This window comes from Micromonospora reichwaldensis (assembly GCF_031845925.1).
In the GTDB taxonomy this organism is placed as follows: domain Bacteria; phylum Actinomycetota; class Actinomycetes; order Mycobacteriales; family Micromonosporaceae; genus Micromonospora; species Micromonospora reichwaldensis.
Genome location: NZ_JAVRFL010000018.1, coordinates 39195 through 61722 on the forward strand (window position 1 = coordinate 39195; position 22528 = coordinate 61722).

A 22528-nucleotide genomic window follows, 5' to 3' on the forward strand; every position below is an offset into this window, starting at 1 on the left:
GGCCATGAAGCAGTACTTGCTCAGCATCCACCAGCCCGACGCTGACGGGCTGCCGGACCCGGAGTTCCTGGCCGGGGTGATGCGCGAGCTGGGCGCCATCCGGGAGGAGCTGGAGGCGTCCGGCTGCTGGGTGTTCGGCCAGGGGCTGCACGCGCCCGACACGGCGACCGTGCTGCGGCCGTCCGACGGCGAGGTGCTGGTCACCGACGGGCCGTTCGTCGAGGGCAAGGAACACCTCGGCGGGATCACCATCCTCCGGGCGCCCGACCTCGACGCCGCGCTGGCGTGGGGCCGCCGGTACGCGCTCGCCACCACCCTGCCGATCGAGGTGCGCCCCTTCCAGGGCGAGAGCTGACCATGCCCGACGTGGAGGCGGTGTTCCGCGCGGAGTACGGCCGCGCCGTCGCCGTCCTGGTCCGCCTCCTCGGCGACATCGACCTCGCCGAGGAGGCGGTGCAGGAGGCGTTCACGGTGGCGGTGGCGCGGTGGCCCGAGACCGGGCCGCCGCCCAGCCCGGCCGGCTGGATCATCACCACCGCCCGGAACCGGGCCGTCGACCGGCTGCGGCGGGAGGCATCCCGCGCCGACCGGCACGCCCAGGCCGCCCTGCTGCACGTCCGCGACGTACCGCCCGAGGAGGGACCCGTGCGCGACGACCGGCTCCGCCTCATCTTCACCTGCTGCCATCCGGCGCTCGGCCCCGCCGCCCGGGTCGCGCTGACCCTGCGGCTGCTGGGCGGGCTGGGCACCGCCGAGATCGCCCGGGCGTTCCTGGTGCCGGAGGCGACCATGGCCCAGCGGATCGTCCGGGCCAAGGCCAAGATCCGCGATGCCGGGATCCCGTACCGGGTGCCCGGCGACGCCGACCTGCCGGACCGGCTCCCCGCCGTGCTGGCCGTGCTCTACCTGATCTTCACCGAGGGGCACACCGCCAGCTCCGGCGACCGGCTGGTCCGCGACGACCTGTGCGCCGAGGCGATCCGGCTCGGCCGGCTGCTGGTGCGGCTCATGCCGGACGAGCCCGAGGCGCTGGGGCTGCTGGCGCTGATGCTGCTCACCGAGGCGCGCCGCCCCGCCCGCACCACGGCCGACGGCGCGCTGGTGCCGCTGCCCGAGCAGGACCGCCGCCGGTGGGACGCCGGGCTCGTCGGCGAGGGGCAGGCCCTGGTGCGCCGCTGCCTGCGCCGCGACCGGCCGGGGCCGTACCAGATCCAGGCCGCGATCGCCGCCGTGCACAGCGACGCGCCCGACGCCGCCGGCACCGACTGGGCGCAGATCCTCCGGCTGTACGACCAGCTCACCGCGTACGCCCCGGGGCCGGTGGTGGCGCTGAACCGGGCCGTCGCGCTCGCCGAGGTGGCCGGGCCGGCAGCGGGGCTGGCGGCCGTCGAGCGGCTCGACCTGGCCGGGTACCACGTGTTCCACGCCGTCCGGGCGGACCTGCTGCGGCGGCTCGGCCGGGCGGGGGAGGCGGCGCGGGCGTACCGGACGGCCGCCGAGCGGACGGACAACGCGGCCGAACGCGCCTTCCTGGACAGCCGGGCGACCTCGGTGCTGACGGGCGGATGACGCCCGCGCCCCGGGCGTTTGCCCAGCCAGTGGGCCGGGAACTCGGGTCGTCCGGCAGCGCGGCGCCCGGCGCGTCGCCCGACGAACGGACGCGAGCGCCCATGACGTACCGTCCGGCACTTGCCACCGCTTCCGACCAGACCACGCTGACGCTCGGGGTCGAGGAGGAGTACCTCCTGCTCGACCCGCGGACCGGGGAGAGCCTGCCGGTCGCCGACCGGGTGCTCACCGCCCTGTCCGGCAGCGCGCGGGACCAGAGCCGGCAGGAGTTCCGGCACAGCATGGTGGAGATGGTCACGCCGGTCACCGCCGACCTGGCCGAGCTGCGCGCGCACCTGGTGGCGCTGCGCCGCTCCGTCGGCGACGCGGCCGAGGCCGCCGGGGCGCGGCTCGTCGCGGTCGGTGCCACGCCCGTGCACGAGCCGCACCGGACGGTGCCGGACAAACCGCGCTACCACGCCATGTCCCGGCGGTTCGGGCCGGTGGCGCACGACCCCGCCGTCTGCGGCTGCCACGTGCACGTCGGGATGCCCGACCGGGAACTGGCCATCCAGGTCTGCAACCACCTGCGCCCCTGGCTGCCGGTGGTGCAGGCGATCACCGCCAACTCGCCGCTGCACGACGGACGCGACACCGGGCACGCCAGTTGGCGCTCCATGCAGCTGGAACGCTGGCCCAGCATCGGGCCGACCCCGCACTTCGAGTCGGTCGCCGACTACGACGCGACGGTGGCGGAGCTGATCGACGCCGGGATCATGCTCGACGCGGCGATGGTCTACTGGTACGCGCGCCCGTCGGCCGCATACCCCACGGTGGAGGTGCGGGTGGGCGACGTCTGCCCGGCGGTGGACGACACCGTGCTGGTCGCCGGGCTGGTCCGCGCACTCGTCGCGACGATGGCCGACGACGCCCGCGCCGGGGTCCCCGCCCGACGGATCCGGGACTGCCTGGTCTCCGCCGCGCACTGGCGGGCCGCCCACGACGGGCTGGAGGGCGACCTGATCGACCTGCGCGCCGGCGTCGCCCGTCCCGCCTGGGACCTGGTCGGCGAGCTCGTCGACACGGTCGCGCCGGCCCTGGCCCGCCACGGCGACCTCGACTACGTACGCGACCAGCTGGTCCGGCTGCGGCGCGACGGCAACGGCGCCACCCGGCAGCGCCGGGTCATGGCCCGCACCGGCGACGACGTGCGCGCCGTCCTGGACCACCTGGCCGCCGAGACCCGCGCCGCCTGACCGCGCCGCCTAACCCCGTCCCGCCCGGCGGCGAGCCGCAACCCGGTGGCGGCAGCGGGCCGGTGGAACGCCACGGGTCTCACCGGGCGGTGGAGGGACCCGTGGTGTTCCACCCGTGGGCTCGACGGCGCCGCCGCAGCCCGGCGACCGGGGTGCGCGTCGGCCGGGAGGCGGTCAGCGGATGTCGTGGGACTGGAGCCAGAGTTCCAGCAGGCCGAGCTGCCACAGCTTGTTGCTGCCGGCGGCGGCCTGCGCCCGGTCCGGCTCAGCGAGCAGCTCGGCGACGTACTCGCGGCGGAACAGGCCGCGCTCGCGGGCGGCGGGCGCGGCGAGGGCCTCGGCGACGAGCTGCCGCACCGGCCCGTCGACGTTGCGCAGCGCCGGCACCGGGAAGTAGCCCTTCGGCCGGTCGACCACCTCGACGGGCAGCACCTGGCGGGCCACCTCCTTGAGCACGCCCTTGCCGCCGTCGGCCACCTTGTGCTCGGGTGGGCAGGCCGCCGCCAGGGCGACCAGGTCCTGGTCCAGGAACGGGGTGCGCACCTCCAGCCCCCACGCCATGCTCATGCTGTCCACCCGCTTGACCGGGTCGTCGGGCAGCATCAGGTGGGTGTCCAGGCGCAGCACCGCGTCCAGCGCCGTCTGCGCGCCCGGCGCGGCCAGGTCCGCCGCGAGCAGCTCGCGACTGGCGTCGCGGTCGCAGGCGTACGCCGGGTCCACCACCCGGCTCAGCTCGGCGTGGTCCCGGTCGAAGAACGCGTCGGCGAAGGTGGCCGCCGCGTCGTCGCGGGGCACCCGCGTGAGGGGCTGGTGGTAGCCGTAGCCGGCGAAGACCTCGTCGGCACCCTGGCCGGACTGGGCCACCTTGACGTGCCGGGCGACCTGCTCGGAGAGCAGGTGGAAGGCGACCACGTCGTGGCTGCCCATCGGCTCGGTCATCGCGTGCACGGTCCGCCGTACCGCCGGGACCAGGTCGTCGTCGGCGAGCCGGATGCGGTGGTGGTCGGTACCGAACGTGCGGGCGACCAGGTCGGAGTAGTGGAACTCGTCGCCGGCCTCGCCGCCGCGGCTGTCGAAGCCGATGCTGAAGGTCCGCAGGTGCTGCTGCCCGGCCTCGGCCAGCAGCGCCACGATCATGCTGGAGTCCAGGCCGCCGGAGAGCAGCACGCCGACGGGGACGTCGGCGACGAGCCGCCGCCGTACCGCCTCGCGCAGCGCCTCCCCGACGGCGGCCCGCCAGTCCCCGGCGTCCATGCCGGCCTGGGCGGGGTCCCGGGCGTAGTCGGGCCGCCAGTAGACGCGCTGGCGGCTGCGCCCGTCGGCCTCGACGACGCGCACGGTGGCCGGGGGGAGCTTGCGGATGCCGCGCAGGACGGTGCGGGGCGCCGGCACGATGGAGTGCCAGGAGAGGTAGTGGTGCAGCGCCACCGGGTCGATCGAGGTGTCCACGTCGCCGGCGCGCAGCAACGCCGGCAGGGTGGAGGCGAACCGCAGCCGGCTGGGTGACTCGGCGAGGTAGAGGGGCTTGATGCCGAGCCGGTCGCGGGCCAGCACGAGCCGGCGCCGCCGGCGGTCCACCAGCACGACGGCGAACATGCCGACCAGGTGGTCGACGAAGTGCTCGCCCCACTGCGCGTACGCCACCAGGACGACCTCGGTGTCGCTGGTGGAGTGGAACGTGTGCCCGGCGCCGCGAAGCTCCTCGCGCAGCTGGGGGTAGTTGTAGACGCAGCCGTTGAAGACCAGCGTCAGCCCCAGGTCGTCGCGGACCATCGGCTGGGAGCCGGCCTCGGTGAGGTCGATGATGGTGAGCCGGCGGTGCCCGAGGACCACCCAGCCGTCGTCGAAGAGGCCCTCCCCGTCGGGGCCCCGGGAGCGCATCGCCTCGGTCATCCGGGTCACCGCGCCGGCGTCCGGCGTCGATCCGTCGAACCTCGCCTCGCCACTGATGCCGCACATCGTCAGCGGTCACCGGGCTTCCGGGGCATCCGACCCACCGTGATCACTCCTGTCGGCGTCGCAGGTGTGCCGGGCCGCCGCTCGGGGGACCCGGTCCCGTCGGCAGGACGGGTGGCTGGGCTACCCGCCGCCGGGGGCGGCAAACCCCGGTGCCACGCGCGTCGGGCGGTCAGTCGCGCAGCGTACGCAGGATGCGGGCGAGCTGTTCCCGGTCGGTGGGTGCGAGGCGGCCGAACAGTTCCTCGGCGGCGGCCCGGCGGGCGGCGTGGATGGCGGCGCCGGCGCGCGTGCCCTCCCCGGTCGGCGCGACCAGGGTGGCGCGCCGGTCCGCCGGATCGGGCCGGCGCCGCACGAGCCCGCGCGTCTCGAGGTCGTCCACGACCTCGGTGGCCGAGCGCGGGGCGATGCGCAGGTGCGCGGCGAGCGCGCTGAGCCGCAGCGCGCCGTGCCGCATCAGCACGCCGAGCGCCCGGGACTGCGCGGGCGTGACGTCCCAGGGCGCGAGCGCCTCGCGGGTGCGGTGGCGCAGCCGCCGGGTCACCGCCCAGAACGCCTCGGCGAGGCCGTCCCCGGCGTCGTCCGTGTCTGCCGTCACGGGGAATACGGTAGCAGCAGGAGCTGTTGTTCCCTCATGTTGAGGCAACCTCAGCATTTCCTACGTGAGGAAGTACCCCTTGGAACCCGTCCCCTCCGGCCGCGACCGCGGCCCCCGCAAGGTCAGCGCCGCCGAGAAGGCGCAGGCCCGCCAGGTGTCCCTGCGGCGCATCGGCACGCTCTTCGCCCGGCACCGGGCGGCGCTCGCCACCGTCACCGCGATCATCGTGATCTCCTCGGTGCTCGCCATGGCCTCGCCCTTCCTGCTCCGCGCCGTGATCGACCGGGCCCTGCCCGAGCGCGACCTGCCGCTGCTGGGCTGGCTGGTGGCCGGCATGGTCGCCGTCGCCGCCGTGACCTCGGTGCTCGGCGTGCTCCAGACCTGGATCTCCACCCGGGTCGGCCAGCAGGTCATGCACCGGCTGCGCACCGACGTCTTCACCCACCTGCAACGGCAGTCCCTGGCGTTCTTCACCCGCACCCGCACCGGCGAGGTGCAGTCCCGCATCACCAACGACATCGGTGGCATGCAGAGCGTGGTCACCTCGACCGCCACCTCGATCGCGGCCAACCTGACCACCGTCGTCGCCACGGCGGCGGCGATGGTCGCGCTCTCCTGGCGGCTCTCGCTGGTCTCGCTCGTCGTGCTGCCGCCGGCCATCTGGCTGACCCGACGCGTCGCCCAGCTGCGCCGCGAGATCACCGCGCAACGCCAGCGCGAACTCGCCGACCTCAACGTCACCGTCGAGGAAGGGCTGTCCGTCAGCGGCGTGCACCTGGCCAAGACGCTGGGCACCGGCCCCGCCCTGGCCGCCCGCTTCGCCGCCTCGTCGGACCGCCTGGTCGACCTGGAACTGCGCTCCGAACTCGCCGGCCGCTGGCGGATGGCCACCATGAGCGTCGTCTTCGCCGCCATCCCGGCGGTCATCTACCTCAGCGCCGGGCTGCCCGGCGCCGCCGGCACGCTCAGCATCGGCACCCTGGTCGCCTTCACCGCGTTGCAGGGCGGGTTGTTCCGCCCCCTGATGGGCCTGCTCAACGTGGGCGTCTCCGTGACCGCCTCGCTCGCGCTGTTCGCCCGGATCTTCGAGTACCTGGACCTGCCGGTCGAGGTGGACGACCCCGCCGAGCCGGTCGACGTCGACCCGCGCCGGATCCGGGGCGAGCTGCGCCTGAGCGACGTCACCTTCCGCTACCCGGGCAGCGACACCGCCGCCGTCGCCGGGATCACCCTCGACGTGCCGGCCGGCAGCGGCCTGGCGCTGGTCGGCGAGACCGGCTCCGGCAAGAGCACCCTGGCCGCCCTGATCAGCCGCCTGCACGACCCGACGAGCGGCCGGATCACCGTCGACGGCGTCGACCTGCGCGACCTGCGCCTGGCCGATCTGGCCGCGATCGTCGGCGTGGTCAGTCAGGAGACGTACCTGCTGCACACCACCGTGCGGGAGAACCTGCGCTACGCCCGCCCGGACGCCACCGACGCCGAGATCGAGGCCGCCGCCCGCGCCGCCCAGATCCACGACCTGATCGCCGGGCTGCCCGACGGGTACGACACCATGGTCGGCTCGCGGGGACACCGCTTCTCCGGCGGCGAGAAGCAGCGCCTCGCGATCGCCCGTACGCTGCTGCGCGACCCGCGCATCCTGATCCTCGACGAGGCCACCAGCGCGCTGGACACCGAGACCGAGCGCGCCGTGCAGCGGGCGTTCGACGAGGTGGCCCGGGGGCGTACCACCATCACCATCGCGCACCGCCTCTCCACGGTGCGGGGCGCGGACCGGATCGCGGTGCTGGACCACGGCCGGATCGTCGAGTCCGGCAGCCACGACGGCCTGCTGGAGCGCGCCGGCCGCTACGCCACCCTGGCCGCCTGACGTGTCGGAGTCCAGAGGGGCGCGGCGGGTCAGGTGGCGCGATGGTGGCGGACAGCCGCCGGTCGGCTGCCTGCCATCAGTGCGCTACCGCCGGGCGGCGGCCCGCTGGCGTGCCGATTCGTACAGCACCACAGTCGCGGCGGTCGCCGCGTTCAGGGAGCTGGCGGACCCGCACATGGGGATCCGGACGAGCTGGTCGCATGCCTCGCGCCAGCCGGAGCTGAGGCCGGTGGTCTCGTTGCCGATCAACGTCAGGGTGGGTTGCGTGAAGTCGTACTCGGCGGCGTCCAGGATGCCGCGCTCATCGGTTCCCACGATGCTCATGCCGATGCCCTCGGCGCGGACGTCAGCGACCCAGGACAGAACGGCCTGGTGGGAGGGCACCCGGACCACGGGCAGGGCGAACAGCGAGCCGGTGCTCGCCCGGACCGCCTTCGGGTCGTACACGTCGGCGGCGTGGCCGGTGACGATGACGCCGCCGGCGCCGAAGGCGTCCGCCGACCGGACGAGGGTCCCGATGTTGCCGGGGCTGGTGGGCCGATCGAACACGACGGTGAGCATGGTCGGGCCGACCGGGATACGGCCCAGATCGTCCTCCGGCAACGCCACCACGGCCAGCAGCTCTGGAACCGTGTCCGCCTTACCTCCCAGTTCGTGGAGCAGTTCACGCGAGACGGCGAACTTCTCGGCCCGGACCGTGTCCATGGCCTCGCGTGCCCAGCCGGACAGTTGCGCGCTGGTGTCGTAGAGCAGCTCCCGGATCTGCCAGCCGTGTTCGACGGCCATGGTGATCGGGCGCACGCCCTGCACGAGGAACTCGCCGCGTCGCTGCCGCTTGGTCCGATTGCCGAGGAGAGCCTCCCACTGCTGGAACCGCGCGTTGCGGCCACTCACCCGCAGAACCACTGCCACCCCCGCCTCCACCGCACCGGCGACGGCAACCTCACCGGTGCCCCGCCCTGGACCTCACCCCGGCTCCCCGAGGTTTCCCACATGACCTTCGGCCGGGCGCTCAGGAACGGACGGGGCATGTCGCCCCGGCGCCGCGGTCGGTGCCGTCCCCGTCCGGACCGGGGGCGTCCCGTCCGAGACCCCGACGGATCGCGATCTCCACGGGTGAGTATGCGCCGTCGGCCCGCTCCAGTTCGTACGGTGCGGCCGGCATCAGCGGCGGTTGGGCCATGAAGCGAGGCCGCGCTCCGTGGTGCGGTTGCGCCGCGTGCACCAGGAACGGGTGGCACAGGAGGACGTCGCCCGGAGATCCGGTGGCGAGGGCGAGCGGCCGGTGCTCGGACGCCGCCACCAGGTCGGGCGCAAGGGCCAGCCCGCTCGCTCCGTTCTCCCCGTACTTCTCCAGCACCTTCGGCACGTCGAGGTGTGAGCCGACCCGGATCCGGGTCGGGGCGTCCTTCTCCCCGACCTCACTGAACAGGAACAGCATCAGCAGCGCCCGGCCGCGGGAGCGCACATTGGTGAAGTACCAGCTCTCGCCCTCCGGCAGATAGCTGCCCTCGATGTGCCAGCCCGCGTCGTCCGGCTCCTCCTCGTGCGGGAAGCGCAGCGGGAACGTGCCCAGCGAGTAGCGCGGCTCCCAGCGTCCCGCGCCGACGAGCAGGTCGTACGCGCGATGGAGGAACGGGGAATTGGGAGCGGCGGCGAACGGTCCCTGCGCCAGGCCGGGCACCCAGTGCACGGGCTGCGTCCACGTCGCTGGATCGTCCGGGTCGCAGCCCGTCTCCCGCCACAGCAGCCGCGCGCAGTCCGCTGCCACGCGCGGCGCGACGGCGCCCTCCAGCTTGACGAAGCCGTCGCGGAGGAAGCGGGACACCAAGGTCGTGTCATCCATGCCCCCATCGTGCGGCGGCGCCGGTCCCGATCACCCGACATCTTCCGCGCAGCTTCTGTCGGATGCTGCCCGTTGCACGGCGACCAAGGTCGACGCACATCCAGCGGCACATCACCGAGAGCCTCGACATCCGGAGCTGCCGCGATCCGCTCGATCTGTGCGCGGCGTCAGTCCACTGAAGTGACCTCGGGTGCCCGCTCCGAGCGGTTTCAATCCACTGTGGACATGAGCTACGCTCTCCGCCGGGCCTGCGGCCTCGATCGGTAGGTGTGGCAGAGGCAGCCACCGGCAACGGTGGCCGACGCCGCACGCAACCCGGGTGACCTGCGCGATCCGCGGACCCCGGGGCCGCTCTCAGGTGGGTCTTCCGCCGCCGCTACCTGCGCCGCCACCGCCACATCAACGAAGGATCGATTCAGTTGTACGACGCGATCGTCATCGGCGCCCGCTGTTCGGGTGCGTCCACCGCCCTGTTGCTCGCCCAGCGCGGACACCGGGTGCTCGTGGTGGACCGCTCCTCGTTTCCCAGCGACGTCATCTCGACGCACTTCCTCTGGCCGCACGGGATGTCCTACCTGAACCGGTGGGGACTGCTGGACGAGGTCCTGGCGGTCACTCCGGCGCACACCACGGTCGAGGTGGTCAACGACGGCATCTCGCTGACCGGCTCGGTGCCGACCGAACTGCTGCGCGAGTACTTCCGGGACCTGCACGGCGACGACGCGGGCGTGGTGCAGAGCTATGCGTCCGTGCGGCGCCGGGTGCTCGACGAGATCCTGGTCGGCGCGGCCGCCAAGGCCGGCGCCGAGGTGCGGACCAACTTCACCGTTCGTGAGCTGATCGTCGAGAATGGGCAGGTCATCGGCATCCGGGGGCGTGCGGTCGACGGAGAGCTGGTCGAGGAGCGGGCCCGGATCGTGGTCGGTGCCGACGGCCGGAACTCGTTCGTCGCCCGTACCCTCGCGTTGCCGAAGTACGACGAGCGGCCCCGCTGCACGTTCGCCTACTGGAGCTACTGGTCCGGCTTCGACCTGGGCCCGGCACAACTGCACCGGCGCGGCCGGTTGGCCTGCGCGGTGGCGCCGACCAACTTCGACCAGAACATGGTCCTGGTCTGGGGGCCGAGTGAGTGGTCGCGGGAGTTTCGCGGTGACGTGCCGGGCAACTACCAGAAGGCGTTGGACTTCGTCAGTCCGGAACTGGGCGACGTGGTGCGCAGCAGGGGGACCAGGGAGGAACGCATCTACGGCACCCTGGACCAGTCGGCCTTCCTCCGGCCACTGCACGGGCCCGGGTGGGTGCTCGTCGGTGACGCCGAGTCGGCCAAGGACCAGTGCACCGCGATCGGCATCACCCACGCCTTCCGCGACGCCGAGCTGGTCAGCGCCGCACTCGACCGGTGGCTTCGCGGTGACGCGTCGATCGACGAGGCGATGACCGCCTACGGGGACCGCCGCCGGAGCCAGAACGCCGCCGCCTACCACGACTACGTCTGCACCCTTGCCGAGATGCGTCCGTACCGGCACGACGAGTTGCAACTGTTCGTCGCGTTGCGGGGCAACCAGCAGGAGACCGACCGGTTCATCGCCACCCACGCCGACGTCGCGCCGGTGTCGGAGTTCTTCCAGGCCTCCAACCTCTTCCTGCTCAACGACGCGGCGAAGGAGTCCTCCGCAGACCACGCGGTCTTCGAGGACTTCGCGGAGACCTCCCGCAGCTACCAGCAGAACCTCTTCGCCTGATGATCCACCAGGGAGACGACACCGTGACCACCGAGCTGGACCAGCGTGAAGACGGCGAACTGATCGGGATCATCCTCAAGGCGGCACACTGCCGGGACTTCGACACCATGACGCGTACCGCGGCCGAGGTCTCCGAGATGACCCGCAACTGGGCCACCCACATCCCGTGGGACGACCTCGCGTCGCTCGACGGCGCCGACGAAGAACTGGCCCAGGTGGTCGCCGACCTCACCGAGATGTGGGAGCCGGCCCACCTGCGCAACCCCGTCGACCCCGACGAGGAGTACGCCCTGGACAAGAACGCGTACGACTTCTACCGGCCCGCCGGCCGCAACCTGCTGACCCGCACCGGGGACTTCTACGGCTGGGTGCAGGCCCGTCGACGCACGGAGACGTGGCAGTACTCCCGGGTGCTGGAGGCGGCACCGGACAGCGTCGCCCAGATCACCAACGACCTGGGCCGGCGGGCCCGCGGCATCAACTTCAACTCGCAGGACTACCTGTCGTTCAACACCCACCCGGCGATCCGGGAGGCGGCGGCCAGGGCGATGCACGACTACGGGCCGCACAGCGCCGGCTCGCCGATGGTGCTCGGCAACACCCGCATCTCCGACGATCTGGAGGCTGCCCTCGGCGACCTGGTCGGTCTCGACCACGTGACGCTCTTCCCGACCGGCTGGGCGGCCGGCTTCGGCGCGGTCGTCGGTCTGGTCCGGCAGTCCGACCACATCCTGATCGACCGGCTGGCCCACTCCTGCCTGCAACAGGGGGCACGGGCGGCCACCCGGAACGTGGTCCGCTACGAGCACCTCAACGTCGAGGCGGTACGCCGGCACCTGACCGAGATCCGGGCCACGGACACCCGCAACGGCATCCTGGTGGTCACCGACGGGCTCTTCTCGGTGGACGCGGACTGGCCGGACCTCGTCACCCTGCAACGCGTCTGCCGGGAACACGACGCCACGCTGCTGGTCGACGTGGCGCACGACCTGGGCTCGATGGGGCCCGGTGGCACGGGCGTGCTGGGGATGCAGGACCTGCTCGGCAGCGTCGACATCGTGATGGGCGCCTTCTCCAAGACGTTCTGCTCCAACGGTGGCTTCGTGGCTTCCAACTCGCCGGCGTTGAAGCAGTACATCAAGATGTTCGGCGGCTCGCACTTTTTCTCCAACGCGCTGTCGCCGGTGCAGACCGCGGTGGTGCGGGAGGCCACCAGGATCATCCGGTCGGCCGAGGGGGACGTGCTGCGGGCCCGGCTCTTCACCGCGATCCACGCCCTGCGCGACGAGCTGACCGGCCGGGGTCTGACCTGCATGGGTGAGCCGTCACCGATCGTGCCGCTACTGATCGGCAACGAGAAGTTGGCGCGGACGGCGAACCGCCTGCTCTTCGACCGGGGGGTGCTGGCATTCATGGTCGAGTTCCCGGTGACCCCGACCGGCTCGTCCCGGTTCCGGCTTCAGGTGCAGGCCGGGCACCGGCCCGAGGAGGCCCGCGAGGCGGCCCGGATCATCGAGGGCGCCATCGCCGACTCCCGGGCGTACCTCTCCAGCGCCTTCGGCAGTGCTCCCCGCTGAGAGGCGTCTCGTCACTCGATGAGGGCGGAATGCCCGGCGCCCGGACTGGACCGTCAGCCGGCAGCTGCCCGTCCCGGTCGGTGAGCCGTTCGACGCGGGCGATGCGGTGATCGGTTCCCGGTACCGCCCACCACCGGATCAACGCAGTGGAGGCACCCTCGGATGAGGGTGCCTCCTGCTGAGCGTTTCGACTTGCGCGGATGCCGGTGACCGCCTTGCCCGCCGCCTCGGCCTGCGAGACGGGGTCGGGCCCCGTTCTCAAAACTGTCGCAGAACCAGTCTCATTATTTCGCGACGGCCGGGTCGAGGTGGCGGTAGACGGTGGCCCGCGAGACCCCGAGCGCGGCGGCGATCTCGTCCGCCGAGTGGTCGCCCCCGGCGTGCATCCGCCGGGCCGCCTCGACCTGCTCCGGGCTCATCGCCCGTGGCCGTCCGGGCCGCCGCCGACGCCCCGCCGCGCCGCCGGCCGCCGGGGTGCCCGCACCGCCGCCACCGCCGGTCGCGCTCTCGCCGCCCGCCGTGCCCGCGCCGTCGGCTTGATCGGAGCCGTCAGCGGGGCCGGAGCCGGTCGGGTCGCCGAGCAGGCGGCGCACGCCGTCCAGCATGTCCGCCCGCAGTACCGCGTCCGGCACGTCGACGAAGAAGACGACCGGATCGCTGCACGCGGCGACCGCCTGCACCGCCCGGACCCGCTCCCGGCGCCCCGCGTCGGGCCCGGCGATCAGGTCGTTGGCGCGCATCGCGATCCGTATCAGGCGGTGGTAGGTGTCGCCCCGGCCGACGAGCGCGATGTCGTGGAAGAGCATGCCGAGTGGTCGGCGGTGGCCCAGGATGATGTCCACCCAGCCTTCCAGCACCGTCCACCGGGCCCGTTCGGCCGGCCCCTCCTCGGCCGCGTCCAGCAGCGCCTCGAAATCGGCCACCATCGGCTCGATCAGGGCGGTGAGCAGGTGCTCCTTGGTGGGGAAGTGGTAGAGGATCGCGGCCTTGGTCAGCCGCAGCCGCTCGGCGATCTGGCGCAGCGGGGTGCGCTGGTAGCCGTGCTCGGCGAACAGGTCGAGCGCGGCGCGCAGGATCCGGGTACGCGTGTCGTCGGGCGCCTCGGCGGTCATGGCGGCAAGCCTAGTGGCGTCTGACCGATGGCAGGCAACCCTGTTGATTCGACTGACCGCCGGTCAGTACAGTGTGGTCGTCGGCACCGCCAGCGACAGGAGGGCCCATGCCCGTCATCTCCATCGGCAACCTGGTCAAGACGTTCGGCAGCGTCCGCGCGCTCGACGGGCTCGACCTGACGGTCGCGGCGGGGGAGGTGCACGGCTTCCTCGGGCCCAACGGCTCCGGCAAGTCCACCACCATCCGCGTCCTGCTCGGCCTGCTGCGCCGCGACGCGGGCGACGTGCGGGTCTTCGACGCCGACCCGTGGCGCGACGCGGTCGCCCTGCACCGGCGGCTCGCGTACGTGCCCGGCGACGTGAACCTGTGGCCGAACCTCTCCGGCGGCGAGGCGATCGACCTCTTCGGCCAGCTGCGCGGCGGCCTCGACCGGCGCCGCCGCGACGAGCTGCTGGAGCGCTTCGATCTCGACCCGACGCGCAAGTGCCGCACCTACTCCAAGGGCAACCGGCAGAAGGTCGCCATCGTCGCCGCCTTCGCCTCCGCCGTCGAGCTCTACGTGCTCGACGAGCCGACCTCCGGGCTCGACCCGCTCATGGAGGCCGTGTTCCAGGACGAGGTCCGCCAACTCAAGCGCGACGGCGCCACCGTGCTGCTCTCCAGCCACGTGCTGGCCGAGGTCGAGGCGCTCTGCGACCGGGTCAGCATCATCCGCGAGGGCCGCACCGTCGAGTCCGGCACCCTCACCGAGCTGCGCCACCTCACCCGTACGGCCGTGACGGTCGAGACCGCGCGGCCGGCGACCGGCCTGGCGGCGCTGCCCGGCGTGCACGACGTACGCGAGGTCGACGGTCGCACCCACCTGGAGGTCGAGCCCGCCCACCTCGACGAGCTGCTCGCACACCTGGTGCGCTTCGGCGTACGCGCGCTGACCAGCGCCCCGCCCACTTTGGAGGAGCTGTTCCTGCGCCACTACGGCGACGAGCGCGCCGCCGTCCCCGCTGGCGCCTCCGCCCCGGCGGCGGGCCCGACCGACGGTGACCGCCCCGACGCCGACCGGCCGGCGGGTGCCCGGTGAGCGCGTTCACCGGCACCGGGCGGCTCGCCCGCCTCGTGCTGCGCCGCGACCGGCTCCGGCTGGCGATCTGGGTGCTCGGCACGCCCCTGCTCGGCTACGCCCTCGCCGGCAGCGTCAAGGAGTTCTACCCGGACGAGGCGTCCCGGGTCGGCTACGCCAGCACGTCGGCGTCCAGCCTGGTCGCCCGCGCGTTCAACGGGCCGATCGCCGGCACCGACCTCGGCGCGGTGGTGACCGCCGAGACGTACGTGACGCTGGCCCTGCTGGCCGCGCTGCTGAGCACCTTCGCGGTCATCCGGCACACCCGGCAGAACGAGGAGACCGGCCGGGCGGAACTGCTGGGCGCCTCCGTCGTCGGCCGGTACGCGCTGCTCACCGCGGCGCTGCTGGTGGTCGTCGCGGCGAACGTGGCCGCCACCGCCCTGCTCGCCGCCGCACTGGCCGGCGCCGGACTGCCGCTCGCCGGGTCGGTCGCCGCGGCCGCCGCGATCGGCGGCGTCGGCCTGGCGTTCACCGGCGTCGCCGCCGTCGCCGCCCAACTGTCCGTCACCTCCCGGGGCGCGAACGCGCTCGCCGCCGCCGCAGTCGGGATCTCCTTCCTGCTCCGCGCGGCCGGTGACGTGCTGGGCGAACAGACCGACGGCGGGCTGCGGGTGGTCAGCGCCTGGCCGTCCTGGCTCTCGCCGCTCGGCTGGGGCAACCAGGTCCGCGCCTTCGGCGGCGAACGCTGGTGGACGCTGGCGCTGCCCGTCGCGCTGCTGGTCGCCGGGGTGGCGGCGGCCTACGCCCTCGCCGAGCGGCGGGACATCGGCGCCGGACTCGTCGCGCCCCGGCGCGGGCCGGCCACGGCCGCACCCGGGCTGCTCAGCCCCGCCGGGCTGGCCTGGCGGTTGCAGCGCGGCGCGCTGCTCGGCTGGGCGGTCGGGGTGGCAGTGCTCGGGTTCTCGATGGGCATCGCCGGCGACGAGTTCAACGCCATGATCGAGGAGAACCCGGCCGCCGCCGAGGCCATCAGCGCGATGGGCGGCGGCGCGAAACTGATCGACGCGTACCTGGCGGCGATGCTGGGGCTGTTCGCGCTGACCATCGGGGCGTACGTCGTGCAGGCGCTGCTACGCACACGCAACGACGAGGCCGACGGGCTGCTGGAGGCCGTGCTGGCCACGGCGGTCAGCCGTACCCGCTGGCTCGTCACCCAGGTGGTCGCGGCGACGCTCGGCGCGCTCGCCCTGGTGCTGCTGGGCGGGCTCACCACCGGCCTCGGCTACGGCCTGGTCGCCGGCGACCCCCTCGGCCGGGCCGTCGGGCTGGGCGGGGCGGCGCTGGTGCGACTGCCGGCCCTGCTGGTGGTCGCCGGGGTGGTGACGGCGCTGTTCGGCCTGCTGCCCCGCTGGTCGGTCGCGCTGTCCTGGGCGGCACTGATCGTGTTCCTGCTGCTCGGGCAGCTCGGCGCGGTGCTCGACCTGCCGCAGGCGGCGCTGAACCTGTCGCCGTACACCCACGTGCCGTCGGCCCCCGCGGTCGACCCGGCGGCGCTGCCGCTGGTCGTGCTGACGGGGGTGGCGGTGCTCCTGCTGGCGGCCGGGACGGCCGGCTTCCGCCGCCGCGACGTCCCGAGTTGACGGGGCCGCCGACGTGTTTCGGCCGCTTCAGCGGGTACCACTTGGCGAGCTTCCTTCGGCACCACCTGCGGGGAGCAGGCTCCGGTGCGGGGTCTGAAGGGCCCGGCTCCGGGTGGTGATGAGACGCGGCGGCGTCGGGACGAACTGTCCCGACGCCGCTGTTCGTCGTAAGGGGTCTGGGAGCGACAGGCCAGAGGTGCCCGGTCGAAGGGCGGCGGTCAGGAGTTCTTCGGTAGTTCCTCGGGCCACCGCTGGCGGGCGACGCTGTCCTGCCACTCGGCCACCGGGCCCGACCCCCCAGCACGTGCCGCCGCCCGGTCGACCACCGGGAAGTCCGCCCCGCCCACCAGTTGATGTGTCTCGCGCCCCTGCTCGGTCTTCGCCGCCAGCACGTAGGTCGTGCCGGGCCGCAGCAGCGGCTCGCCTTCCACCCGCCAGGTGTCCTTGCCGAGGGTTCCACCAAGCTGGACCACCCGCAGCGTCTTGACCGGCTCGCCCTTGAGGGACTTGTCCACGGTCACGTCGAAGACGGTGTAGGGCCTGCCGTCGCGCTCCTGCACCTCGACGACACGGTCCACCGTCGCGACGACGACGTAGTCGGCGAAACCGGCCACCTTCGTCTCATCCTTGACGTCGAACGCGTAGGACGAGTGCACCGAGTGTGTCTCGCCCGGGCGCAGCGAGTCATAGGCCAACCACCCGCCGGAAGCTACCGCGACCACGGCGGCGCCTGCGACCAGCGGTCGAACAAGGCGGTTCATTGTCAGCACCCCCTCACGCGGTGATACGAGCCGATGCGACCCCCGGTGGCAATCAGCGTCGAGGCCACCACAAGGGCAGCCAATCGTGCCGATCGAAGCCTGTCACCTGATGTCCATCCTCCACGTGACCGCTGATCGTCAAGCTGCCGGACTCAGCCCGTTCAAGGTGCCGAACTCACGCCGGCGGGTGTCACGGTGCGGCGAGAGGTTCCCGGGACCCGGCGTCGAGCAGCGCGCCCACCCGTGCGATCGCCTTGCGGATCATCGTGCCGTACCCGTCGTCCGGCAACTCGGCGGCCAGCGGTGCCGCGACCGTCACGTGGTGCCGGGCGCGCCCGACATCGCCGGCACGGCGGTACCCGTCGGCGAGGTTCAGGTGCAGCGACAGCAGCTTTTCCGCCGATTCTCGCTCGGGCGGTCCGGCCGCAGCCGGACCGCCCGTCGGTTGATCAGGCGCGGGTGCGCTGCCGCAGCCGGGTCGAGACGACCGCGCCGACTGCCATGAGGACCGCGACGACCAGGGACGGCAGGGCGTCGGGCCGGTGCAGCAGTTCCCCCGCCGACCCGGCGTTGCCCAGTTGGTGGAGCGTGCCCAGCAGGAGGGTGGGAGCGACGGCAATCAGGAGTCGCTGGTCGGCCGTCGCCACCCATAGGAAGGTGGCTGCCCCGACGATCACCATGATGGCGGCAACGATCTGCGAGCCCATGTCGACCCTGCGGAAGCCTTCCGCAGGGATCAGATGCAGGGCGAGTATGCCGGCGGTGACCAGAACGGCGTTGGCCCGGGGCGCCGGCGGCACGTCCGCCGGACGCCGCAGGCCCACCATGATCAAAGGCGTGGCGACAACCGGTGCCCACCACTGCGGCAGGCCGTTGAGGAGCAGGTACTGAGAGATCGCGGTCGGCACCACGACCGCAGCTACCACCAGGACGGCAGCGGTGCGGGCGCGGCCCGTGACGAGCGCGACCAGCGCCGCGATCACCATGACCGCGTGGATGCCCTGATCCCGCAGGACGGCCAGGGGGTCCGCGAATCCGCCGAACTGGAACGCCTCGACGAGGTCGTCCAGGCCGATGAGCGCACCCAGCGCCAGCACCGCCATGGCGCCCAGGTGGATGCCCTGCCAGAGCAGCACGGCGGTGGGCCGGGCCGCGGTGCTGCCACCGTGCACCTGTAGGGCGCCCCGGATGAGGGAGGCCGTCTCCCGGATGCTGGGCCAGCGGCGGGTGGTGGGTTCCTCGCCGATCAACGTGTCGATCAGTTCGTCGGCACGTTCGCGCCGATAATCGGCCGGATAGGCCCGCAGCAGCATGCGGTAGCGCTTCTCCAGAACATCAGAACTCATGCTGGTCTGATCCTCGCGATAGAAGGTTGATGGGTGCTTCCCTGCGGGAGGCCCTGGTGCGGCAGGCGATCCGTGACCACCCGGGCGGCCCGGGCGAGCCGGTCGGCTTCCTCGGCGAGTACGCGGTAGCCCTCGTCCGTGAGCCGGTAGTAGCGGCGGGCACGCCCGTTGACGATCTCTTCACCATCGGCGGTGATGAGTCCCTCGCCGAGCAGCCGGTCGATCACCGAGTACAGCGAGCCGGCAGCGAGGGTCACCCGTTCATCGGACAGCTCAGTCACCCGCTTGATCACGGCATACCCGTGGAGAGGGCCACCGAGTAGGGCAGCAAGGACGAAGTACGACGGTTCCCGCAACGCGGGACGCGAAGTCGATCGCATGAGGTGAATATACAAGTCACTTGAATATCTAGGCAAGATGACCGTACATCCTGGCCGACTCACCTGAACGTCCCCACTGGACGGCGCACGCCGGGGCGTCTGGGGCCGGCTCGGCAGCTGCCGCGAAAGCGCCCTGGGCGGACGACGATCGGCATCCCGCCGGCCGGCGCCTTGCCGCCCGTCGCGCCGATCGCATCACCGAGCATCAGCCCGAGCGCGCAGCCCCGAGCGGTTGCGAGCTGCTCTGCCGTCACCTTGGTCACCCGGGGAGGCATGGGAGCGGATGGCACGCGGGCGTTGCGGGGTCGGCGGGCTGACGACCGGGCGGAGGCCGGCGAGCTGGACGTAGATCTCGCGCTTGTCGGTCGCCTCGCCGCGCCGGTTTAGGATGTACCCGGTCAGCCAGATCCAGCCGGCGTACGTCGGTTGGTCGCAGACCGAGACGACGCGGAAGGTCAGGGCGCGGTCCCCGGCGAACTGCACCGAGGCACGGCCGTCGACGATCAGCAGGTCGCCGGGGGAGGGGCGCGCGGTCACCAGTGACCGGAGTTGCGGTGGTGCTCCTCCGGCGGCCGGCACTCCCGCGCGTGCAGGGTCTGCCAGTCGCGCAGTGCCCGCCTGATCCGGTCGTTCTCCTGGCTGAGCAGCCGTACCGTCTCGTTGAGCATTGTCAGCTCGTCGGCCACCCGGGCCTGGAACTCGCGTACCTCCACCTGGTCGACGCCGCGCCGGCGCGCGGCGAACTCGCGGGTCCGCACCTCGTGTGGCGTCAATCGGCCCGGGTAGCCGGCGGGATGGGGCTGAGCACCTCGAAACACCTGGGCCACGACGATCCTCTCCAGGGCAGGCGGGAGCGCGCAGGCTCCGCGCGGTGGGGTCTGGAAGGGCGGGTCGTCCGCGAGGGGGCCTCGGACGACCCGCCCGCTCGGCCGCCGCAGCCCGATTCGGCGGTACGACGGCAGAGCAGCCGGACGAGGCCGGAACGGGCACGGACGCCGGCCCCGACCAGGGGAACGCCTCTGCTCCTTGTTGCCACGCAAGGGGAGAGGCGGATTTCAACTTAGCTGTCCCAGTCACCTGAGTCAAACGATGAGTTGTTGCAAGGTGTCGTTGCGTGATCGAATTGGCGTGCCACGCAGGGGGAGTCATGCCAATCACCGCCGACTACATCCGTATCGCTGACGAGATCGTCGCCGACATCAGAGCGAAGAAGCTCACGCCGGGGGACAAGCTGCCGTCAATCACGCAGCTTGCTGCGACGTACAGGGTCAGCCCGTCCACCGTCAAGCAGGTCTACGTGCGGCTCGAAGCGCTGCGAGTGATCTGGCGGCACCAGGGCAAAGGCGTCTTCGTGAACGACCCGAAGCTCTGGATGCGGGAGCCGTAGGTAGCGGGTCGAAGAGTCGGCTTGCCGTCGGCTGGCACCCTCCAGCTATGGCAAGCATCGTCGCGCAGTTGCCCGCCCTCATCGGCGTGCTGGTCGGCACCGTCGGCACGATCGTCGCCACCTCCCTCGCCGACCGCGGCCGGTGGAAGCGGAACCAATCCGTTCGTTGGGACGACCGGAGGTTCGACGCGTATGTCGAGTTCGCGCGGGTGATCAAGGAGATCCACGCTGTCGCGGTGCGCATGCTCGTGGATGAGCGACCCCACTCGCGCGGGCACCGGATGGACCGGGAGGAAGGCCTCCCCCGACTGTCCGATGCGGATGTCCGGCACACGTTGGCCTGGGAGAGCGTCCTGCTACTCGGAGACGCCTCGACCGTGTCGGCGGCCCGTGAGTGGCGTGACGCCGTGTGGGAGATCGAGCGGGTGGCCCGTGGGCTCACTCGGGGGAACGACAACGACCTCGACGACCTGCTGCACCGGGCCAACGAGGCGCGGGACACCTTCTACCGGGTGGCCCGTGGCGGCCTCAGCGTCCGTGGCGGCTCGGTCGCCCAGGCCGAGGTGCTCGGAGCGAGGCTGGACGAGATCCGGGCGAGCAGGGCGTCACGGCAGACGCCGTAGACAGGTAGAAAGACAGATGGGCTGTGCCACCTGTGGAGGCGTCGGCTGTTCGGGGGGTAGCGCGGAGATCGACGTGACGGCACGCTTGTCAGCGTGAAGGCCTTCGTGGGGGTCACGGACGAGAAGTGGTACCGCTTCCTGGCCGCCCGTCCCGAGCTGAACGAGGTCAACTTCTGGCGGCCTTCGGGCGGCGGTTTCCGCGCGCTCACAGCAGGCGAGCCGTTCTTCTTCAAAGCACACCATCCTCTGAACCGCGTCATCGGTGGTGGCTTCTTCAGCGGCTTCACTCAGCTGCGAATCTCGGAGGCATGGGAGCTTTTCGGGGAGGCCAACGGCGCGGCGAGCATCGACGAGATGCGCCGCAGCGTCGGCCGCTACCGCAGGCAGCCGATCGCACCCGACGAGGATCCCGTCATCGGCTGCATCTTCGTGCGTGACGCCAACTTCTTCCCGGACGAGTCCACCGTCGGCCCACCGCCGGAGTTCAAGTCGAACGTGGTGCAGGGCAAGACGTACGACCTTGCGGACGCCGCCTGGGGCGACTACTTCGAACTGCTGATCCATCGCCTGATCGGCACGACTGTCGAACTCGACCTGAGTGAACCCTGGCATCGGCCCGGCCCGGTCTACGGAGATCCACGGCTGGTGCCACAGCGGCTGGGCCAGCAGTCGTTCAAGGCCGTGGTGCTCGGGGCGTACGGCCGACGCTGCGCGATCACCGGCAACAGGGTCCAGCCGGTGTTGCAGGCCGCGCACATCCGACCGTTGCCGAAGGGTGGTGAGCATCGCCTGGACAATGGCCTGCTCCTCAAGTCGGACGTGCACATCCTCTTCGACAAGGGCTACCTGGGCGTGGATCCCAAGTACCGACTCGTGGTCAGCCCTCGGCTTCGCAGCGAGTTCGGCAACGGTGACCAGTTCTATGCCAAGGCGGGCGAGCAGATAGCTGTTCCAGATCGCCGGCCTGACCGACCGAACGCGGAGTTCCTGGAATGGCACCTCGACACCGTCTACAAGGCGGCCTGACCCGTAGCCGGGGTTGAGCGTCAGTCGACGAGGCTGACGTTGTCAGTTCGGGTGGGGTGGTTCGTCGAGGATGGCGCTGAAGCGCTCCTCGGCGAGGTCGAGCTGGCCGAGGATGTGCTCCTTCACCGGCGCCGACAGGGGAGTGTCCGGCCGGGTGACGAGGTCCCGGTAGACCGGCACGAGCGGCCGGTACTTGCGGGCCGACGAGGTCACCTTCGGGCCGACGGTGTGGATGACGCCCACCCCGTTGTCCGTGAAGTCGGAGATCTTGATGACCCGCGCCCACGGCTCCCGGTCCAGGCTGGCCGCCACGTGCTCCCGGTACTGGACGTGCTTGTCGCGCCCCGGGTCGTACGCCGGATTGGTGACCGCGCCGACCAGGCGGGCCACCCGCGGCCCGAACCGCTCCGCGAGCACCGCCAGAGCGGCGGCGGTGGCGTCCTCGCCGTCGTGCGCCCCGGCACGTTCGCCGCCGGACGCGGCGGCCAGCTCGTCGGGGTGGTCCTCCACCGCGTCGTGCAGCAGGCCGGCGACGATCACGTCGACGTCGCGGACCTGGTAGTGGTGCATCATCCGGATCGCCACCCGCAACAGGTGGTTCAGGTAGGGCTCGCGTACCCGCCGGTCGTCGCGGTGCAGCTCGGCGGCCAGGTCCAGGGCCGCGGTGAGTCGTTCCCGGGCGGCCTCGTCGAACGCGCGCAGCTCCAGCCGGAACCGGGCCAGCAGGCCGGGCTCGCCGTGGATCTCGGTGATCGCGTGCATCGGCATGGTGGCCAGGTAGGCGGGAAACTCCATC

23 protein-coding genes are annotated in these 22528 nt (G+C 72.3%); 11 read left to right on the forward strand and 12 right to left on the reverse strand.

Features of this window, described 5'->3' with window-relative positions; genetic code table 11:
* Positions 1-4: 4 nt before the first annotated feature.
* The 3 genes from RM555_RS16705 (at position 5) to RM555_RS16715 (ending at position 2804) form a co-directional block, all read left to right on the forward strand.
* Entirely contained in the window at positions 5-355 is a 351-nt protein-coding gene (locus RM555_RS16705) for a YciI family protein (protein ID WP_311412617.1), read from the forward strand.
* A 2-nt stretch (positions 356-357) separates the two neighbouring features.
* Positions 358-1569 (forward strand): RNA polymerase sigma factor, encoded by a 1212-nt coding sequence (locus RM555_RS16710; RefSeq protein WP_311412618.1) that lies wholly within the window; start codon positions 358-360, stop codon positions 1567-1569.
* Positions 1570-1670: 101 nt separating this feature from the next.
* Entirely contained in the window at positions 1671-2804 is a 1134-nt protein-coding gene (locus tag RM555_RS16715) for a carboxylate-amine ligase (RefSeq protein ID WP_311412619.1), read from the forward strand.
* A gap of 174 nt (positions 2805-2978) precedes the next feature.
* Here RM555_RS16715 and RM555_RS16720 read toward each other — a convergent pair whose 3' ends face one another.
* Positions 2979-4763, reverse strand: a complete 1785-nt coding sequence (locus RM555_RS16720) for an N-acetylglutaminylglutamine amidotransferase (protein ID WP_311412620.1) — start codon at positions 4761-4763, stop codon at positions 2979-2981.
* Between the two features lie 169 nt (positions 4764-4932).
* Complete coding sequence (locus RM555_RS16725) at positions 4933-5358, reverse strand: MarR family winged helix-turn-helix transcriptional regulator (protein ID WP_311412621.1); 426 nt, start codon at positions 5356-5358, stop codon at positions 4933-4935.
* 79 nt (positions 5359-5437) lie between these two features.
* On the opposite strand from RM555_RS16725, the gene RM555_RS16730 reads away from it, so the two are divergent.
* A complete protein-coding gene (locus RM555_RS16730; RefSeq protein ID WP_311412697.1) occupies positions 5438-7231 on the forward strand; it encodes an ABC transporter ATP-binding protein in 1794 nt (597 codons plus the stop codon).
* A gap of 84 nt (positions 7232-7315) precedes the next feature.
* Here RM555_RS16730 and RM555_RS16735 read toward each other — a convergent pair whose 3' ends face one another.
* Both RM555_RS16735 and RM555_RS16740 read right to left on the reverse strand, forming a co-directional pair.
* Positions 7316-8143 (reverse strand): RNA methyltransferase, encoded by an 828-nt coding sequence (locus RM555_RS16735; protein WP_311412622.1) that lies wholly within the window; start codon positions 8141-8143, stop codon positions 7316-7318.
* A 100-nt stretch (positions 8144-8243) separates the two neighbouring features.
* The gene (locus RM555_RS16740) at positions 8244-9077 is read right to left on the reverse strand and encodes a phytanoyl-CoA dioxygenase family protein (protein WP_311412623.1); all 834 of its coding nucleotides are present in this window, start codon (positions 9075-9077) and stop codon (positions 8244-8246) included.
* A 413-nt stretch (positions 9078-9490) separates the two neighbouring features.
* Here RM555_RS16740 and RM555_RS16745 point away from each other — a divergent pair, with 413 nt between their 5' ends.
* A complete protein-coding gene (locus tag RM555_RS16745; protein WP_311412698.1) occupies positions 9491-10819 on the forward strand; it encodes an NAD(P)/FAD-dependent oxidoreductase in 1329 nt (442 codons plus the stop codon).
* 23 nt (positions 10820-10842) lie between these two features.
* Complete coding sequence (locus RM555_RS16750; RefSeq protein WP_311412624.1) at positions 10843-12396, forward strand: aminotransferase class I/II-fold pyridoxal phosphate-dependent enzyme; 1554 nt, start codon at positions 10843-10845, stop codon at positions 12394-12396.
* 284 nt (positions 12397-12680) lie between these two features.
* Here RM555_RS16750 and RM555_RS16755 read toward each other — a convergent pair whose 3' ends face one another.
* Positions 12681-13508, reverse strand: a complete 828-nt coding sequence (locus RM555_RS16755) for a TetR family transcriptional regulator (protein WP_311412625.1) — start codon at positions 13506-13508, stop codon at positions 12681-12683.
* Positions 13509-13615: 107 nt separating this feature from the next.
* On the opposite strand from RM555_RS16755, the gene RM555_RS16760 reads away from it, so the two are divergent.
* Both RM555_RS16760 and RM555_RS16765 read left to right on the forward strand, forming a co-directional pair.
* On the forward strand, positions 13616-14587 hold the full coding sequence (locus RM555_RS16760; protein WP_311412626.1) for an ABC transporter ATP-binding protein: 972 nt from the start codon (positions 13616-13618) through the stop codon (positions 14585-14587).
* Positions 14584-16209: an ABC transporter permease gene (locus tag RM555_RS16765; protein ID WP_311412627.1), complete on the forward strand. Its 1626-nt coding sequence runs from the start codon at positions 14584-14586 to the stop codon at positions 16207-16209. The genes RM555_RS16760 and RM555_RS16765 overlap by 4 nt, the downstream gene beginning before the upstream one ends.
* A gap of 218 nt (positions 16210-16427) precedes the next feature.
* On the opposite strand, the gene RM555_RS16770 is transcribed toward RM555_RS16765, so the two are convergent.
* The 6 genes from RM555_RS16770 to RM555_RS16795 form a co-directional block, all read right to left on the reverse strand.
* Positions 16428-16970: a hypothetical protein gene (locus RM555_RS16770; RefSeq protein WP_311412628.1), complete on the reverse strand. Its 543-nt coding sequence runs from the start codon at positions 16968-16970 to the stop codon at positions 16428-16430.
* Between the two features lie 190 nt (positions 16971-17160).
* A complete protein-coding gene (locus RM555_RS16775; protein WP_311412629.1) occupies positions 17161-17289 on the reverse strand; it encodes a hypothetical protein in 129 nt (42 codons plus the stop codon).
* Between the two features lie 130 nt (positions 17290-17419).
* Complete coding sequence (locus RM555_RS16780) at positions 17420-18316, reverse strand: hypothetical protein (protein WP_311412630.1); 897 nt, start codon at positions 18314-18316, stop codon at positions 17420-17422.
* Positions 18313-18696 carry a PadR family transcriptional regulator gene (locus RM555_RS16785; protein WP_311412631.1) on the reverse strand — a complete coding sequence of 128 codons (384 nt, stop codon included), beginning with the start codon at positions 18694-18696 and terminating at the stop codon, positions 18313-18315. Before RM555_RS16785 ends, RM555_RS16780 begins: the two co-directional genes overlap by 4 nt.
* A gap of 195 nt (positions 18697-18891) precedes the next feature.
* Positions 18892-19233 (reverse strand): hypothetical protein, encoded by a 342-nt coding sequence (locus RM555_RS16790; protein ID WP_311412632.1) that lies wholly within the window; start codon positions 19231-19233, stop codon positions 18892-18894.
* The gene (locus RM555_RS16795; RefSeq protein WP_311412633.1) at positions 19230-19469 is read right to left on the reverse strand and encodes a DivIVA domain-containing protein; all 240 of its coding nucleotides are present in this window, start codon (positions 19467-19469) and stop codon (positions 19230-19232) included. Before RM555_RS16795 ends, RM555_RS16790 begins: the two co-directional genes overlap by 4 nt.
* Before the next feature lie 374 nt (positions 19470-19843).
* On the opposite strand from RM555_RS16795, the gene RM555_RS16800 reads away from it, so the two are divergent.
* The 3 genes from RM555_RS16800 (at position 19844) to RM555_RS16810 (ending at position 21732) form a co-directional block, all read left to right on the forward strand.
* The gene (locus RM555_RS16800; protein ID WP_311412699.1) at positions 19844-20083 is read left to right on the forward strand and encodes a winged helix-turn-helix domain-containing protein; all 240 of its coding nucleotides are present in this window, start codon (positions 19844-19846) and stop codon (positions 20081-20083) included.
* Positions 20084-20130: 47 nt separating this feature from the next.
* Positions 20131-20706, forward strand: a complete 576-nt coding sequence (locus RM555_RS16805) for a hypothetical protein (protein WP_311412634.1) — start codon at positions 20131-20133, stop codon at positions 20704-20706.
* Between the two features lie 93 nt (positions 20707-20799).
* The gene (locus RM555_RS16810; RefSeq protein WP_311412635.1) at positions 20800-21732 is read left to right on the forward strand and encodes an HNH endonuclease; all 933 of its coding nucleotides are present in this window, start codon (positions 20800-20802) and stop codon (positions 21730-21732) included.
* A gap of 42 nt (positions 21733-21774) precedes the next feature.
* Here RM555_RS16810 and RM555_RS16815 read toward each other — a convergent pair whose 3' ends face one another.
* Positions 21775-22527, reverse strand: a complete 753-nt coding sequence (locus tag RM555_RS16815) for an HD domain-containing protein (RefSeq protein ID WP_311412636.1) — start codon at positions 22525-22527, stop codon at positions 21775-21777.
* Between the last annotated feature and the right edge of the window lies 1 nt (position 22528).